Raw genomic sequence first — 16,282 nt, 5'->3', positions numbered from 1 at the left:
CCCATGACGGGCCAGGCACACACCGGTCGCCCCAGCAAGCTGCTGCGCAATCTCAGTTCCAAGATCGCTTCCATTCCGATGATGCTCACCGCCGTCGTCATCTTTCTCGGCGGGACGATCTGGACGGTCGTCTATTCGTTCACCAATTCCAAACTGCTGCCGCGCGCAAAGTTCGTCGGTTTCGACCAGTACGAGCGGCTGTGGGATGCGCCGCGCTGGATCGTCTCGATCCAGAACCTTGCGATCTATGGCGCCTTCACGCTGGTGTTCAGCCTGGTGATCGGCTTCCTGCTGGCCGCGCTGATGGACCAGAAGATCCGCTTCGAGAACACGTTTCGCACGATCTTCCTCTATCCCTTCGCGCTGTCCTTCATCGTCACCGGCCTCGTCTGGCAGTGGATTCTCAATCCGGAGTTCGGCGTCCAGTCGGTGGTGCGCTCGCTCGGCTGGACGAGCTTCACCTTCGATCCGCTCTACAATGCCGACATCGTCATTTACGGCGTGCTGATCGCCGGGCTCTGGCAGGGCACGGGTCTCGTCATGTGCCTGCTGCTCGCGGGGTTGCGCGGTATCGACGAGGACATCTGGAAGGCGTCCCGCGTCGACGGGATCCCGATGTGGAAGACCTATCTCTTCATCGTCATTCCCATGATGCGCCCGGTCTTCATCACGACGCTGGTCATCATCGCGAGCGGCATCGTCAAGGTCTACGATCTCGTGGTGGCGCAGACCAGCGGCGGGCCGGGGATCGCCTCCGAAGTGCCGGCAAAATACGTCTATGACTACATGTTCCAGGCGCAGAATCTGGGGCAGGGCTTTGCCGCCTCCACCATGATGCTCGTCACCGTCGCCATCATCATCGTGCCCTGGGCCTATCTCGAATTCGGAGGACGCAAGCGTGTCTGATACCGTCGCCCTCAACCCAGGCCCAGCACTCGCCGCCGCCACCAGGGCAGGCGTCGAACCACGCGGCGCCAAACCCCGTCGCGCGCTCTCCGGCCGCAACATCATGCTCTACGGCACGCTTGCCGTGGCAGCGCTCTACTACCTGCTGCCGCTTTATGTGATGGTCGTCACGTCCATGAAGGGCATGCCGGAAATCCGTCTCGGCAACATTTTCTCTCCGCCGCTGGAAGTAACCTTCGAGCCTTGGGTGAAGGCGTGGGCGCAGGCCTGCACGGGCCTCAACTGCGACGGTCTTTCGCGCGGCTTCTGGAATTCGGTGCGCATCACCGTTCCCTCGACGCTGATCTCGATCCTCGTCGCCTCGGTCAACGGCTATGCGCTGGCCAACTGGAAGTTCAAGGGCGCCGACCTGTTCTTCACCATCCTCATCGTCGGTGCCTTCATTCCCTATCAGGTGATGATCTACCCGATCGTCATCGTGCTGCGCGAAATGGGCATCTACGGCACGCTGACCGGCCTCGTCATCGTGCACACCATCTTTGGCATGCCGATCCTGACGCTGCTGTTCCGCAACTACTTCTCGTCGTTGCCAGAAGAACTGTTCAAGGCGGCGCGCATCGATGGCGCCGGGTTCTGGCAAATCTACTTCCGCATCATGCTGCCGATGTCGCTGCCGATCTTCGTCGTGGCGATGATCCTGCAGATCACCGGCATCTGGAACGATTTCCTGTTCGGCGTCGTGTTCACGCGGCCGGAATATTACCCGATGACGGTGCAGCTCAACAACATCGTCAACTCCGTTCAGGGGGTGAAGGAATACAACGTCAACATGGCCGCGACCCTGCTCACCGGTGCGGTTCCGCTCATCGTCTATTTCGTGTCGGGACGGCTGTTCGTCCGCGGCATCGCCGCCGGCGCAGTCAAGGGTTAAGCCATGCAGAACTCCGTATCCATCAGGGACCTGTCTTTGAGTTTCGGCGCGGTCAACGTGCTGGAAAACCTCAATCTCGATATCGGCAATGGTGAATTCCTCGTGCTGCTCGGTTCGTCCGGCTGCGGGAAGTCGACGCTGCTCAACTGCATCGCCGGCCTCTTGGAGCCGACCGGTGGGCAAATCTTCATCAAGGACAAGAACGTCACCTGGGAGGAGCCCAAGGACCGCGGCATCGGCATGGTGTTCCAGTCCTATGCGCTCTATCCGCAGATGACGGTGGAGAAGAACCTGTCGTTCGGCCTGCAGGTCGCCAAGATGCCGAAGCCGGAGATCGAGAAGCGCATCCAGCGGGCCGCCGAAATTTTGCAGATCGGCCCGCTCCTGAAGCGCAAGCCTTCGGAGCTTTCCGGCGGCCAGCGCCAGCGTGTGGCGATCGGCCGGGCACTGGTGCGCGATGTGGACGTCTTCCTGTTCGACGAACCGCTTTCCAACCTCGATGCCAAGCTGCGCTCGGAGTTGCGCGTGGAAATCAAGCGGCTGCACCAATCGCTGAAGAACACGATGATCTATGTCACCCACGACCAGATCGAGGCACTGACGCTCGCCGATCGCATCGCCATCATGAAGAGCGGTGTCATCCAGCAGCTTGCCGATCCGAACACGATCTACAATGCGCCGAAGAACATGTTCGTCGCGGGCTTCATAGGCTCGCCGTCCATGACCTTCCTGCGCGGAGAAATCGTCGAGAAGGACGGCAAGCCAGTCTTCCATACGAACGGCGTGGATTTCTCGCTCGACGGCTACAGCGCTGCCGAACCGCTGCAGGCCGGCCGCAAGGTCGTGCTGGGTGTCCGGCCGGAACATGTGAAGGTCAATGAGGACAGTGCCGGGGCGGAGGCACATCAGGCCACGGTCGACATCGAGGAGCCGATGGGTGCCGACAACCTGCTCTGGTTGAAACATGCCGGCCACAGCATGTCCGTTCGTGTCGCTGGCGCGCGGCGTTTCGCGCCGGGCACGGCGGTGCGGCTCTCCTTCGATATGGGCCTGGCGTCGCTGTTCGATGCGGGCACGGAAGAGCGGATCTAGAGCCCGCTGCTCCTCATCCGGCCAGCCGGCCACCGTCTCCCCATAGGCAGGTGAGGGGCACTTTGCCCCGCCCACGAATGTCAGAGATACCGTCATGACCAAGACATCCACCATCACCGCCATAGACCTTTCCGGCACCTGGCAGCTTGCCAGCGTCGATGCCACCCATGCGGCGCCGATGCGCGTGCCGGGCGACGTGCACAGCGCGCTGCTTGCAGCCGGCCTCATCCCTGATCCCTATACCGGCCGCAACGAGCGGGACGTGCAGTGGGTGGCAGAGAAGGAATGGGCGCTCGAGCGCACCTTTGACGTCTCGCCGGGCATGCTGGAGGGCGACTGGTATCTCGATATCGGCAGCATCGACACCGTCGCTTCCGTCTATGTGAACGGTGTGCTGGTGCTCGATACCGACAATTGCTTCCGGCGCTATCGGCCTGATGTCACCGATGCGCTCAAGATTGGCGAGAACACGCTGAAGGTGCTGATCCATTCGAGCATCGCAGCCGGCGCCGCGCGCCAGGCGGATCAGCCTTTCTTCATTCCGTGGTCGACGGGCAATTCGCCGATCCCGAACGGCAACATGCTGCGCAAGCCGCAATGCCATTTCGGCTGGGACTGGAACATCGCGATTGCGCCGCTCGGCATCTACGGCGAGATCGTCCTGCGCAAGCTCGAGGCCGCGCGCATCGAGCATGTCACAACGCGGCAGTTCCATCATGCCGACGGGGCCGTCGATCTTTACGTCACCGCCACCCTCCACGCCGAGGCGCCGGGTATCCTGCCGGTGCATTTTGCCCTCGGCGAGGAGCGGGTGCGGCTCGATATCGGTGTCAGTGCCGGCGAGACGCTGCTGACACACATGTTCCGCATCGAGAAGCCGGCATTGTGGTGGCCGGCGGGGCATGGCGAGCAGACGATCTATGCCGCGCGCGTCGAGACGCCGACGGAGAGCGTGGTGCGCCGCATCGGCCTGCGCCAGGTCGAACTTTTGATCGACAAGGACGAGCCGGGCAGCCGCTTTGCGCTCAAGGTCAACGGCCGCGAAATCTTCTGCCGTGGTGCTAACTGGATTCCGGCCGACGCGCTGCCGTCGCGCATCAATCCCGTCGCGGTGCGCGATCTCCTGCAATCGGCCGTCGATGCCAACATGAACATGCTGCGCGTCTGGGGCGGCGGTTTCTACGAGCCGGACTGGTTCTACGATCTCTGCGACGAGCTCGGCCTGATGGTCTGGCAGGACTTCATGTTCGCCTGCAACCTCTATCCCTCGACCGTCGATTTCCTCGACAACGTGGCCGCCGAGGTGGACTATCAGGTCAAGCGCCTCGCCTCGCATCCCTCGATCGTTCTGTGGTGCGGTGACAATGAACTGGTCGGCGCGCTGACCTGGTTCGATGCCAGCCGAGAGAACCGCGACCGCTACCTCGTTTCCTACGACCGCCTCAACCGCACCATCGAAGTGGCGATGAAAAAGGCCGCGCCCGGCGCGATCTGGTGGCCGTCGAGCCCGGCTTCCGGCTATCTCGATTTCGGCGACGCCTGGCATGCCGACGGTTCCGGCGACATGCATTACTGGTCCGTCTGGCACGAGAACAAATCCTTCGACAATTACCGCACCGTGCGCCCGCGCTTTTGCTCGGAATTCGGCTTCCAGTCCTACACCTCCATGCCGGTCATGAAGACCTTCGCGGACACGAAGGACATGAACATCGCCTCGCCGGTGATGGAGAGCCACCAGAAGAATGCCGGCGGCAACGAGCGTATCGCCGGCACGATGTTCCGCTATTTCCGCTTCCCCAAGGATTTTGCGAGCTTCGTCTATCTGAGCCAGATCCAGCAGGGGCTGGCCATCCGCAGTGCCGTCGAATACTGGCGCTCGCTCAAACCCCATTGCATGGGCACGCTCTACTGGCAGCTCAACGACACCTGGCCGGTTGCCTCCTGGTCGAGCCTCGACTACGGCGGCAGCTGGAAGGCCATGCACTATATGGTGCGCCGCTTCTTCCAGCCTGTCGCCGTCGCCGCTATCCCGTCGAAGGACGGCGAGACCATCGGCTTCTCCGTCGTCAACGACACGGCGGAAACGGTGACGGTGAAGCTCGACACCTGGCTCGTTTCGCTTGCCGGCGAGCGTCAGCCCTATCGCGGCACGGAAGGCCGGTGCGGGCCGGACAAGGCGGAGATGCTGTTCTCGGTCTTCGCCGCGGACCTCCCGGAAGACATGTTGCTTTTCTGGTCCTTCGAAGCGTCGAACGGCATGAAAGGCGAGGGGCACCATGTCGCGGTCAACTACAAGGCGCTGGATCTCGAAGCCTCGGGTCTGACGCTCGACGTCGCGCCGCGCGACGACGGCACCTTTGCCGTCACGGCCTCCGCGGCCAGGCTTGCGCTGCACGTGATGCTTGAAGCGGACGTTGCCGGCCGGTGGTCGGACAATGCCTTCGATCTGACCGCCGGCGACCGGAAGACCGTGATCTTCACGCCTGCAGAAAGCGGCGCGGTGCCCGAATTCCATTGGCTCGATCTTCATTCCTGCCAGACGTCCCCAGACTTATGCACTTCCCAAGACTGATACGAGGAGACATTCATGCAGACCGTCAGCTTCCAGCTTTACAGCGCCCGCAATTTCCAGCCCTTCGCCGAAGTGTTCCGCATCCTTGCCGATGCCGGCTACAAACAGGTTGAGGGTTATGGCGCGCTCTATGCTTCGCTCGACGATGCGGCCATCCAGCAAGTGAAGGCCGATCTCGATAAAAACGGCCTCAGCATGCCGACCGCCCATTTCGGCCTCGACATGCTGGAGGCGGAGCCGGAGCGCGTGCTGGAAATTTGCCGTACGCTCGGCATTGAGGCGGTCTATTGCCCCTATCTCCTGCCGGAGCAACGCCCGACGGATGCCGCCGGCTGGCATGCCTTCGGCGAGCGCCTGCAGAAGGCCGGCGCGCCGATCCGCAAGGCGGGCCTGACCTTCGGTTGGCACAACCATGATTTCGAGTTCTTCGCGTTGCCGGACGGTTCGGTTCCGCAGGATCATATCTTTGCCGGCGGGCCGGATCTGACCTGGGAAGCGGATATCGCCTGGATCATCCGCGGCGGGGCCGATCCTTTCGCCTGGATCCAGAAATACGGCAACCGCATCACCGCCGTGCACGTCAAGGACATCGCGCCGGAGGGTGAGAATACGGACGAGGACGGCTGGGCGGATGTCGGCCACGGCACGGTTGCCTGGGGCGATCTCGCCAAGGCGCTCGCCGGTACGCCGGCCAAACACTTCATCGTCGAGCATGACAATCCCAAGGACATCACCCGTCTTGCCACGCGCTCGATCAAGACCATCAAGGCATTCTGAGGACTGACCATCATGAGCAAGGAATACGGAGTCGGCATCATCGGCTGCGGCAACATTTCGGGCGCTTACTTCAAGCTGATCCCGATGTTCAGGAACCTGAAGCTTGTCGCCTGCGCCGATATCAACGCTGCCGCGTCCAGGGCGCGTTCGGAAGAGTTCGGCGTGGAGGCGCAGGCAATCGACGCGCTGCTCGCCAATCCGGCGGTCGACGTCATCGTCAACCTGACGGTGCCGGAGGCGCATTACCCCGTCTCGAAAGCGGCGCTGGAGGCGGGAAAACACGTCTATTCGGAAAAGCCCTTCGTTCTCTCCATCGAACAGGGCGAGGACCTGCGCCGCATCGCCGACGCCAAGGGCCTCAAAGTCGGTTCGGCACCTGATACCTATCTCGGCGGCTCGCACCAGTTCGCGCGCCACATCATCGACAGCGGGCAGGTCGGCAAGATCATGTCGGGCACGGCGCATGTGCTCTCGCCCGGCATGGAGAGCTGGCATCCGAACCCGGATTTCTTCTTCGCCCCAGGTGGCGGGCCGATCCTCGATCTCGGTCCCTACTACGTCAACAATCTGGTCAATCTCGTCGGTCCCGTGAAGCGCGTGGTGGCGCTCGCCAACCGGGCGCGCGAGGAGCGTGTCATCGGCAACGGTCCGCGCCTTGGCGAAAAGGTGCCGGTGATCGTCGCGACCAACATCCACGCCATCTTGGAATTCGAGAGCGGCGCGCAGATCGCGCTGATGGCGAGTTGGGACGTCTGGGCGCACCGCCACCAGAACATGGAGCTCTACGGTACCGACGGCGCCGTCTTCGTGCCCGACCCGAACTTCTTCGGCGGCAAGGTGGAAGTGGCCGGCAACGACCGCGAGTCGAAGGAGGTGAACGTCTGGGATCATCCGTTGACCGCCCAGAACTACCAGTTCGATTGGGGCACACAGGCCAACTATCGCGGCATCGGCCTGGCCGACATGATGGAGGCGGTGACGACCGGCCGCGACTATCGCTGCTCGCTCGACCGCTCGCTGCACACGATCGATGTTCTGACGGCGATCCTGCGCTCGGCGGACGAGGGGCGGGCCATCGATATCGTGACGACCTGCACCCAGCCGGAAGCGCTCGGCATAGAGGAGGCGCGGGCGTTGCTGCGGTAGGCGATATATCGGGGATACCCCCCTCTGCCCTGTCGGGCATCTCCCCCACAAGGGGGGAGACCGGCAAGAGGCGGGATCATCGCTTAAATTTCAGCGTCGAAGAGAGGCACAACGTCACCCCATCCAATCTCCCCCCTTGTGGGGGAGATGCCCGGCAGGGCAGAGGGGGGTGCCTTGTCCGTGCGGTCCGCGTTGGAGTAAGCAGGTAGTCCGATTCAGACAAAGGAACATGCTCATGGCCTGGCAGCCGGCGGACAACCGTTACGACAAGATGATCTACAACCGCCTCGGACGCTCCGGCCTGAAGCTGCCGGCGGTGTCGCTCGGCCTGTGGCACAATTTCGGCGACGACACGCCGCATGACCGCAAGGTCGACATGTGCCGCACCGCCTTCGACCTCGGCATCACCCATTTCGACCTCGCCAACAATTACGGCCCGCCGGCAGGCAGCGCCGAAATTGCCTTCGGCGAAATCCTGCGCACCGATTTCAAGCCCCTGCGCGACGAGCTGATCATCTCCTCCAAGGCCGGCTATGACATGTGGCCGGGTCCCTACGGCGAGTGGGGCAGTCGCAAGTACCTGATCGCCTCCTGCGACCAGAGCCTGAAGCGCATGGGTCTCGACTATGTCGATATCTTCTATTCGCACCGCTTCGATCCGGATACGCCGCTGGAAGAGACCTGCGGCGCGCTCGATCACATCGTGCGCTCCGGCCGCGCGCTCTATGTCGGCATTTCCTCCTACAATTCGCAGCGCACCCGCGAGGCCGCGGCGATCCTGAAGGACCTCGGCACGCCCTGCATCATCCACCAGCCGAGCTATTCCATGCTCAACCGCTGGATCGAGGAGGACGGTCTCGTCGATACACTCGAGGAACTCGGCATCGGCTCCATCGTCTTCACGCCGCTGGCGCAGGGCCTGCTGACGGCGAAATATCTCGGTGGCATTCCGAGCGACAGCCGCGCGGCGCTGAACCACTTCCTGAAGTCTGAGTCCATCCGCCCGGAAATCCTCGACAATATCCGCAAGCTCAACGGGATCGCCGAGAAGCGCGGCCAGACGCTGGCGCAGATGGCGATTGCCTGGGTGCTGCGCGGCGGGCGTATCACCTCCGCACTGATCGGCGCCAGCCGCTCGTCGCAGATCGTCGATTGCGTCAAGGCATTGGACAATCTCGAATTTTCGGCCGCCGAGCTCGCCGAGATCGAGACCTATTCCAACGGCGCTGACGTCAATCTCTGGAAGAGCTCCGCGGAAATCGACTAATAGGTCCGGCCGCCCGGCAAAACCGGGCGGCTTATTTCGACTATGATCTGACGTACGTACATCATTTGGGAGGAAACGATGATCCGCAACCCGATCTTGCCGGGCTTCAACCCGGACCCCTCGATCTGCCGCGTAGGGGAGGACTACTACATCGCGACCTCCACCTTCGAATGGTATCCGGGCGTGCAGATCCATCATTCGCGCGATCTGGTGAACTGGACGCTCGTCAGGCGACCGCTGGAGCGGAAAAGTCAGCTCGACATGCGCGGCAATCCCGACAGCTGCGGCGTCTGGGCACCGTGCCTGTCCTATGCCGACGGGCTGTTCTGGCTGGTCTATACCGACGTCAAACGCTTCGACGGCAACTTCAAGGATGCGCACAACTATATCGTCACCGCCGCGTCGGTGGAGGGCGAGTGGTCGGACCCGGTCTACGTCAATTCCTCGGGCTTCGATCCGTCGCTCTTCCATGACGCGGACGGTCGAAAATGGTTCGTCAACATGCAGTGGAACCATCGCCCGGAAAACCATACGGGTGCTGCGCACAATGCCTTCGACGGCATTCTGCTTCAGGAATGGGACGCTGCGACACGGCAGCTGGTCGGGCCGGTGACGAACATCTTCTCCGGCAGCCGGCAGGGCCTGGTGGAGGCGCCGCATCTCTTCCGGCGCAACGGCTGGTACTATCTCACGACGGCGGAAGGCGGCACGGGCTATGACCATACCGTGACAATGGCGCGCTCCAGAACGATCGTTGGTCCCTATGAGACGCATCCGGATATCTATCTGATCACCGTCAAGGACCATCCCGAGGCGCCGCTCCAACGGGCAGGGCATGGGCAGTATGTCGAGACACCGGATGGGGAGGCCTATCATACGCATCTCTGCGGCCGGCCGCTGGCGCCCTTGCGTCGCTGCACACTGGGGCGCGAGACGGCGCTGCAGAAATGCGTCTGGCGCGAGGATGATTGGCTCTACCTGGAGCATGGGGCGCCGGTGCCGGTCGTTGAGGTGCCGGCGCCGAGGGAAGCTGTGGCCATCCAGAAGCCGGAAAGCGTTTCCTACGATTTCTCGCAACGGGAATTGCCTGCGGATTTCCAGTGGCTGCGAACGCCGGAGCCGGAGCGGATCTTTTCGCTCTCCGCCCGGCCCGGTCACCTGCGGCTCTTCGGGCGTGAAAGCATCGGCAGCTGGTTCGAGCAGGCGCTGGTGGCGCGGCGGCAGGAGCATCATGACTTTCGCGCCGAAACGCTGATCGAGGCGGTGCCGGATGTCTACCAGCAGGTCGCCGGGCTGACGCACTACTACAACCGGTACAAGTTCCACGCGCTCGGCCTGACGATGCACGAGACGCTCGGCCGTGTGCTGACCATCCTGTCCTGCCCCGGCGACTATCCGAACGGCAGCCTGACCTTTCCGGTCGGCAGCGGCGTGGCGGTTGGCGACTGCGCTCTGGAACTGGCGGGCGAGGTGCGCGGCAACGACCTCCAGTTCTTCTGGCGTCCGGCCGGAGCGGAGGTGTGGGCGGCGATTGGCCCGGTGCTCGATGCCGGCGTCGTTTCCGATGAGGGCGGGCGGGGAGAGCACGGCTCCTTCACCGGTGCCTTCATCGGTCTGTTCGCCTTCGACATCACCGGGCGGGCGATGCCTGCGGATTTCGAGCGATTCAGCTACACACCTCTCTCCTGATCAGCTTGCCTCGCGGATCCAGAGCGGGAAGGGGTCCGGCAGGTTCGACCAGCGTGCCGGTTCGAAGGCATCGGCATCGACGAGGCAGGCGTCGAGCCGGCGGCGGATATCGGCTTCATCCATCGGGTCCGCACCGATGAAGACGAGTTCCTGCCGCCGGTCACCCCAGACGGGATCGGAATAGCGGGCAATGGCGTCGAGTGCAGCCTTGTCCTGCGGCCAGTGCTGGCGTGGCACGGATGCCCACCACAGGCCGAGCCGGCCGCTCCGGACGAGCGCGCCCGCCTGGCTCATCTCGCCGACATGGTGCGGCCGGGTGGCCAACCAGAAGAAGCCCTTGGCCCTGATGACGCCCGGCCAGCTTTCATCGAAGAAGGCCTTGAGGCGGGCGGGGTGGAAGGGTTTCTGTGCCCGATAGACAAAGGAGCGGATGCCGTATTCCTCGGTTTCCGGCACATGGTCCTTGAAGCCGTAAAGCTCCTTGAACCATAGCGGATGCTGGCTCGCCTTCTCGAAATCGAAACGACCGGTGCCGAGGATGTCGGTCAGCGCGACGCGGCCGAAGTCGGTCTCGATAATATGTGCCGAGGCATTGAGGCCACCGACGATCTGGCGGGCGGCAATGAGGTCTTCGATGGGCGCCATGCCCGCCTTGTTGAGCACGACCACATCGGCGAACTCGATCTGCTCGACCAGCAATTCCACCAGTGTGCGCGTATCGCCTTCACCGGCCGTCGTGCCGCGCTCGGCCAGAAAGTCCTGGGAGCCATAGTCCTTCAGAAGGTTCACGGCGTCGACCACCGTCACCATCGTGTCGAGCCGGGCAACGTCGGACAGGCTCCAGCCGGCCTCGTCGCGGAAATCGAAGGTCGTGGCGACGGGTAGCGGTTCCGAAATGCCGCTGGATTCGATCAGCAGGTAGTCGAAACGTCCCATCTCCGCGAGGCGGCGGACTTCGGCGAGCAGGTCGTCGCGCAGCGTGCAACAGATGCAGCCGTTCGTCATCTCGACAAGCTGTTCGTCCGTGCGGGACAGGTCCGCGCCGCCATCGCGGATGAGGGCGGCATCGATGTTGACCTCGCTCATGTCGTTGACGATGACGGCCACGCGCAGGCCGCTGCGATTGTTCAGCACATGATTGAGCAGCGTCGTTTTGCCGGCGCCGAGGAAGCCGGAGAGCACGGTGACGGGGAGGCGGTTATCCATGCGAATTGCCTTTTATGTTATGATATTACAATGCATTTGCTGAAAAAGGCGGGATGACCCCGCCTCGTTCCTTGCGACGTTGTTCGCCCTTGCGGCTTCAAGCCGGAATGCCGCCGCTCAGCTTGGCTGGCCGAGGCAATCGCGCAGCGACGTAGCGATGCTCTTCATCAAGGTGAAGTAGAGGTCCGGGCCGGGCTCCAGCGTGGCGGCTTCCGGGTCGAGCGTGCCGGATTTGGCCGGGGTACCCTCGATCACCACATTCACCAGCTTCGGTTCGAACTGCGGTTCGGCGAAGACGCAGGTTGCGCCAAGCGTCTTCACCTTGTCGCGGATCTGCGTCAGGCGCTCGGCGCCGGGCAGGGTTTCCGGGCTGACGGTGATCGAGCCGGCGGCTTGCACGCCGTAGTGATGTTCAAAGTACTGATAGGCGTCGTGGAAGACGATGAAGGGCTTTTCCTTCACCGGTGCAATGGTTTCGGCGATTTCCTTGTCGAGAGCGGCGAGCTTGTCGTTCAGCGTGGCAAGGTTTTTGTTGTAGGTCTCCGCATTGGCCGGGTCCTTTTCCGCCAGCACCTTCGCGACCTCCGTGGCGATGGCGCGCGCATTGTCGGGGCTCAGCCAGAGATGCATGTCGAACTCGCCGTGTTCATGCCCCTCATGGCCGGCTTCTTCGCCGGCATGTTCGTGGCCCTCTTCGGCCTTCTTGGCGTGATCGTGACCGTCCTCCTCATGGGAGTGGCCTTCGTGAGCCTCTTCACCCTCGTGGCTATGCGCCTCGAATGGGCCACCTTCGCGGAACTGCAGCTTTTCGAGGCCGGGCGCGTCTTCGAGTTCGACGACGGTTGCCTTGCCGCCCAACGATTCCAGCGGCTTTGCCAGGAAGGCTTCCAGCCCGTGGCCGACCCAGAAGACGACGTCCGCATCCTGCAGGGCTGCGGCATTCGACGGCTTGAGGGAGTAGGTATGCGGCGAGGCTGCGCCCTCGACGATCAGGCCGGGTTCGCCGACACCCTGCATGATCGTGGAAACGAGCGAGTGGATCGGCTTGATCGACACCACCACGCTTGGGGTTTCGGCCCGCGCGATTGAGGCGCCGGCGGCTAGGATGGCGGTGGAGAGGAGGAGGGTGCGTACAGCCTTTTGCATCAAAAACTCCGTCTTGAATGTGAATGTAATGTTATTACATCAATTGCGTTATGCTATAACGTGTGCCATATCCGGTGGCAACAGGCTTTTTGGAAAAATGATGCTGCAAACCCCGACCAAGACCGTCCAGCCGCTCGTTTCGCTTGCGGGTGTTGGTGTGCGCCGCCAGGGCCGCTGGCTCGTGCGCGGTGTTGAATTTTCGATCGCGCCGGGCGAGATCGTCACGCTGATCGGCCCGAACGGCTCGGGCAAGTCGACGACTGCGAAAGCGGCGATCGGCGTGCTGAAGGCGGATGAGGGCACGGTGGAGCGCAAGGCCGGCCTGAAGGTCGGTTATGTGCCGCAGAAACTCGCCGTCGACTGGACTATGCCGCTCACCGTCGATCGACTGATGACGCTGACCTCGCCGCTGAAGGGCGCCGAGATCGACGCGGCATTGGAGGCGACGGGTATCCGCCATCTCGCGCGCGCCGAGGTGCAGCATCTTTCCGGCGGTGAATTCCAGCGCGCGCTGCTCGCCCGTGCCATTGCCCGCAAGCCGGATTTGCTGGTGCTCGACGAACCGGTGCAGGGCGTCGATTTTTCCGGTGAGATCGCGCTCTACGATCTCATCAAGACCATCCGCAACACGACAGGCTGCGGCATCCTTTTGATCTCGCACGATCTGCATGTCGTGATGGCCGAGACGGATACCGTGATCTGCCTCAACGGCCATGTCTGTTGCCGTGGCACGCCGGAAATCGTGAGCCAGAGCCCGGAATATCTGAAGCTTTTTGGCGCACGGGCCGGCCAGACGCTCGCCTTCTACAACCACAATCACGACCATACGCACCTGCCGGACGGCCGCGTGCAGCATGCCGACGGTTCGATCACCGACGATTGCCGCCCGGACGACGGTCATCACGTCGAAATCCTGCCGACCGGCGGAAAGGCGGGGCCGATGCGCATCGTGCACACGCACGGGCCAAACTGCGGCTGCGACCATGATCACAGCGCGGCGCCGGTAGGCAGTAAAGGGGAGCGGCGCGATGCTTGACGATTTCTTCATGCGTGCGCTCGTCGCCGGCGTGGGGCTCGCCATCACCGCCGGGCCGCTCGGCTGCTTTGTCGTCTGGCGGCGTATGGCCTATTTCGGTGATACGATGGCCCATTCGGCGCTGCTTGGCGTGGCGCTGTCGCTGCTGATGGATTTCAATCTCCTGCTCAGCGTCTTCATCGTCGCTGCGGCCATTTCTATGCTGCTTCTGGTGCTGCAAAAGCGTGGCACGCTGTCCACCGACGCTCTGCTCGGCATTCTCTCGCATGCCACGCTGGCGATCGGGCTCGTCCTGGTGTCGTTCATGACCTGGGTGCGCATCGACCTCGTCGGCTTTCTGTTCGGCGATATTCTCGCCGTCTCGCGTGCCGATGTCGATCTCGTCTGGGGCGGCGGCATTCTCGTCACCTTCGCCATCGTCTGGATGTGGCGCCCTCTCATCGCCTCCACCGTCAACCCGGAACTGGCGGAGGCCGAAGGCCTGCAGCCGGAAAGGGCGCGGCTGGCCTTCATGCTGCTGATGGCGCTGGTCATTGCCATCGCCATGAAGATCGTTGGCATCCTGTTGATCACCTCGTTGCTGATCATCCCGGCTGCGACGGCGCGGCGCTTTTCCACCAGCCCGGAAATCATGGCCGTGCTCGCCTCGGTCATCGGCGCGCTGGCCGTGGTCGGCGGGCTTTTCGGGTCCTTGAAATTCGACACACCCTCCGGTCCCTCGATCGTCGTGGCAGCCCTTGGCCTGTTCGTTCTGAGCCTGCTGACAAAACAGAGGACGGGCGGAGCGGATCATTCGGCGGCGAGCCAGGGAGGTCGGGCATGACCACGCAATCATTGACGCGCAACCAGGGCCTCGTCTTCGACGTGTTGTCGCATGCAGGTAGCCCGCTCAGCGCCTATTCCATTCTCGACAAGCTGCGCGACGACGGCTTTCGCGCGCCTTTGCAGGTCTATCGGGCGCTCGACAAGCTGTTGGAATTCGGCCTCGTGCACCGGCTTGAAAGCATCAACGCCTTCGTCGCCTGCGCCCATCCGGATGAAGGCTGCCACGCCCATGGCCTCACGGCCTTCACGATCTGCGAGACCTGCGGCCAGGTAACCGAATTCCACGATCACATGATCGAGGATCGCCTGAAAGGTTTTGCCAAGGATCGCAACTTCAAGACTGGCAAGACGACGATCGAAATCCGCGGCACCTGCGCGGGTTGTGCGTAACAAGAATGCGCCCTGATCGGCGTCAGCCGATCAGCTTCAGCCCCTTCTTGAAGCGCTGCCAGTTGCGGACGTAGCTTGCTGCCGAACGTTTCAGGCCTTCGATGGCGGCGTCGTCCAGCGTGCGGGCAACCTTGGCGGGCGAGCCGACGATCAGCGAATTGTCCGGAAAAACCTTGCCTTCCGTTACCAGTGCATTGGCGCCGACGAGGCAGTTGTTGCCGATCACGGCGCCATTCAGCACGGTTGCGCCCATGCCGATCAGGGAGTTGTTGCCGATGGTGCAGCCATGGATGATGGCGCGGTGGCCGATCGTGCAGTCTTCGCCGATGACGACCGGCTTTGCGGGATCCGTGTGCACGACGACCCCTTCCTGGATATTCGTGCGCGCGCCGATGATGATCGGCTCATTGTCGCCGCGCAATGTTGCGCCGAACCAGATGCCGACATCCTCGCCGAGGATCACCTTGCCGATGACGTTTGCGTCCGGCGCCACCCAGTAGCGATCCGCCGCGGGCAGCGTGGGCGTCCGGTCGTCAAGGGCGTAGAGCGGCATGGGATCCTCCGGTGGTTTGATTCCTCGGCACCACTCTAGCATCCGCCCGCCAGGTGTCGAAAAGGCCGAAGGGTGGTTTTTCTGCCGTGTATGGAGTATGAGGCCGATCATGACGAATACAGGCACATTCTACCAGCAGGCCGTGCGCTCGGGGGCGAAGATTTTCGCCGCCGCCCCGATGATCGACTACGCCAAAGATCGAAAATTGATAATAATTTCCGATAGATAATGGTGTTTTAATTGTTATGTTGTGCCGCTGAGTACAACGTTATGCTTGGTGATATCAACAATTGAGAATTTCGGCTCACATTGCCATGCTAGCATCCGCCCTTCTTCGAGGGCAGGCATCGACCACCATCAGCTAAGGAAAACTCGTGGTCACTGGGGGACCAGTTTGCAATACCGGGCCGCACCGTACATCACGATCGTCTTCGCTATTGTATAGGTCGGCACGGGAAAACCACCCAATGCCTGAATTGAATCCGCGATCGTGGCAATGACGTCTGCGCTGCTCTGGATCTCTTGCCTGCACTGCGTTCCGTCGCAGATGACCGGATGTATACGGGTGTGGATCTCTCTGAGATAAACAAGAGCGATGCGCACCCGGTTCTTGTTAGGATCAGCCGAGCCAGTTTCGAAACCTTCGGCGAGCGGAATTCGTGGTTCCCAACCAGCATTTTCCAGCTCGGAACCAAGGCCTTGCAGTGCATCTATTTGCTCGATTGACAGTTGCATTATTCGCCCTC

The 16,282-nt window shown here is 62.4% G+C and carries 15 protein-coding genes; 11 read left to right on the top strand and 4 right to left on the bottom strand.

Annotation, left to right across the window (positions count from 1 at the left end; translation table 11 throughout):
- Positions 1 to 3: 3 nt before the first annotated feature.
- The 8 genes from GR138_RS00710 (at position 4) to GR138_RS00675 (ending at position 10,380) form a co-directional block, all read left to right on the top strand.
- On the top strand, positions 4 to 906 hold the full coding sequence (locus GR138_RS00710; RefSeq protein WP_160856701.1) for a carbohydrate ABC transporter permease: 903 nt from the start codon (positions 4 to 6) through the stop codon (positions 904 to 906).
- Between the two features lie 103 nt (positions 907 to 1,009).
- Entirely contained in the window at positions 1,010 to 1,837 is an 828-nt protein-coding gene (locus GR138_RS00705; protein WP_202402490.1) for a carbohydrate ABC transporter permease, read from the top strand.
- Positions 1,838 to 1,840: 3 nt separating this feature from the next.
- Entirely contained in the window at positions 1,841 to 2,929 is a 1,089-nt protein-coding gene (locus tag GR138_RS00700) for an ABC transporter ATP-binding protein (RefSeq protein ID WP_160856699.1), read from the top strand.
- A 94-nt stretch (positions 2,930 to 3,023) separates the two neighbouring features.
- A complete protein-coding gene (locus GR138_RS00695) occupies positions 3,024 to 5,501 on the top strand; it encodes a beta-mannosidase (protein WP_160856698.1) in 2,478 nt (825 codons plus the stop codon).
- Between the two features lie 15 nt (positions 5,502 to 5,516).
- Positions 5,517 to 6,278 carry a sugar phosphate isomerase/epimerase family protein gene (locus tag GR138_RS00690; protein WP_160856697.1) on the top strand — a complete coding sequence of 254 codons (762 nt, stop codon included), beginning with the start codon at positions 5,517 to 5,519 and terminating at the stop codon, positions 6,276 to 6,278.
- Positions 6,279 to 6,290: 12 nt separating this feature from the next.
- The gene (locus GR138_RS00685) at positions 6,291 to 7,424 is read left to right on the top strand and encodes a Gfo/Idh/MocA family protein (protein ID WP_160856696.1); all 1,134 of its coding nucleotides are present in this window, start codon (positions 6,291 to 6,293) and stop codon (positions 7,422 to 7,424) included.
- Between the two features lie 235 nt (positions 7,425 to 7,659).
- A complete protein-coding gene (mgrA, locus tag GR138_RS00680; RefSeq protein ID WP_160856695.1) occupies positions 7,660 to 8,691 on the top strand; it encodes an L-glyceraldehyde 3-phosphate reductase in 1,032 nt (343 codons plus the stop codon).
- 78 nt (positions 8,692 to 8,769) lie between these two features.
- On the top strand, positions 8,770 to 10,380 hold the full coding sequence (locus GR138_RS00675; protein WP_160856694.1) for a glycoside hydrolase family 43 protein: 1,611 nt from the start codon (positions 8,770 to 8,772) through the stop codon (positions 10,378 to 10,380).
- On the opposite strand, the gene GR138_RS00670 is transcribed toward GR138_RS00675, so the two are convergent.
- Together GR138_RS00670 and znuA are read right to left on the bottom strand one after the other, a co-directional pair.
- On the bottom strand, positions 10,381 to 11,586 hold the full coding sequence (locus GR138_RS00670) for a GTP-binding protein (protein WP_160856693.1): 1,206 nt from the start codon (positions 11,584 to 11,586) through the stop codon (positions 10,381 to 10,383).
- A 117-nt stretch (positions 11,587 to 11,703) separates the two neighbouring features.
- The gene (gene znuA / locus GR138_RS00665; protein ID WP_160856692.1) at positions 11,704 to 12,732 is read right to left on the bottom strand and encodes a zinc ABC transporter substrate-binding protein ZnuA; all 1,029 of its coding nucleotides are present in this window, start codon (positions 12,730 to 12,732) and stop codon (positions 11,704 to 11,706) included.
- 100 nt (positions 12,733 to 12,832) lie between these two features.
- Between znuA and GR138_RS00660 the strand changes: the two genes are divergently transcribed.
- The 3 genes from GR138_RS00660 to GR138_RS00650 are packed head-to-tail and all read left to right on the top strand — an operon-like array spanning position 12,833 to position 14,983.
- Positions 12,833 to 13,768: an ATP-binding cassette domain-containing protein gene (locus GR138_RS00660; protein ID WP_202402461.1), complete on the top strand. Its 936-nt coding sequence runs from the start codon at positions 12,833 to 12,835 to the stop codon at positions 13,766 to 13,768.
- A complete protein-coding gene (locus GR138_RS00655) occupies positions 13,761 to 14,591 on the top strand; it encodes a metal ABC transporter permease (RefSeq protein WP_160856690.1) in 831 nt (276 codons plus the stop codon). Before GR138_RS00660 ends, GR138_RS00655 begins: the two co-directional genes overlap by 8 nt.
- The gene (locus GR138_RS00650; RefSeq protein ID WP_160856689.1) at positions 14,588 to 14,983 is read left to right on the top strand and encodes a Fur family transcriptional regulator; all 396 of its coding nucleotides are present in this window, start codon (positions 14,588 to 14,590) and stop codon (positions 14,981 to 14,983) included. The genes GR138_RS00655 and GR138_RS00650 overlap by 4 nt, the downstream gene beginning before the upstream one ends.
- 22 nt (positions 14,984 to 15,005) lie before the next feature.
- On the opposite strand, the gene GR138_RS00645 is transcribed toward GR138_RS00650, so the two are convergent.
- Positions 15,006 to 15,536 (bottom strand): gamma carbonic anhydrase family protein, encoded by a 531-nt coding sequence (locus GR138_RS00645; RefSeq protein WP_160856688.1) that lies wholly within the window; start codon positions 15,534 to 15,536, stop codon positions 15,006 to 15,008.
- A 378-nt stretch (positions 15,537 to 15,914) separates the two neighbouring features.
- Positions 15,915 to 16,271, bottom strand: coding sequence for a hypothetical protein (locus GR138_RS00640; RefSeq protein ID WP_160856687.1), 357 nt, complete (start codon positions 16,269 to 16,271; stop codon positions 15,915 to 15,917).
- Positions 16,272 to 16,282 lie beyond the last annotated feature (11 nt).

This window comes from Shinella kummerowiae, assembly GCF_009827055.1.
Taxonomy (GTDB): domain Bacteria; phylum Pseudomonadota; class Alphaproteobacteria; order Rhizobiales; family Rhizobiaceae; genus Shinella; species Shinella kummerowiae.
This window is presented reverse-complemented; position numbering and strand designations above follow the sequence as displayed.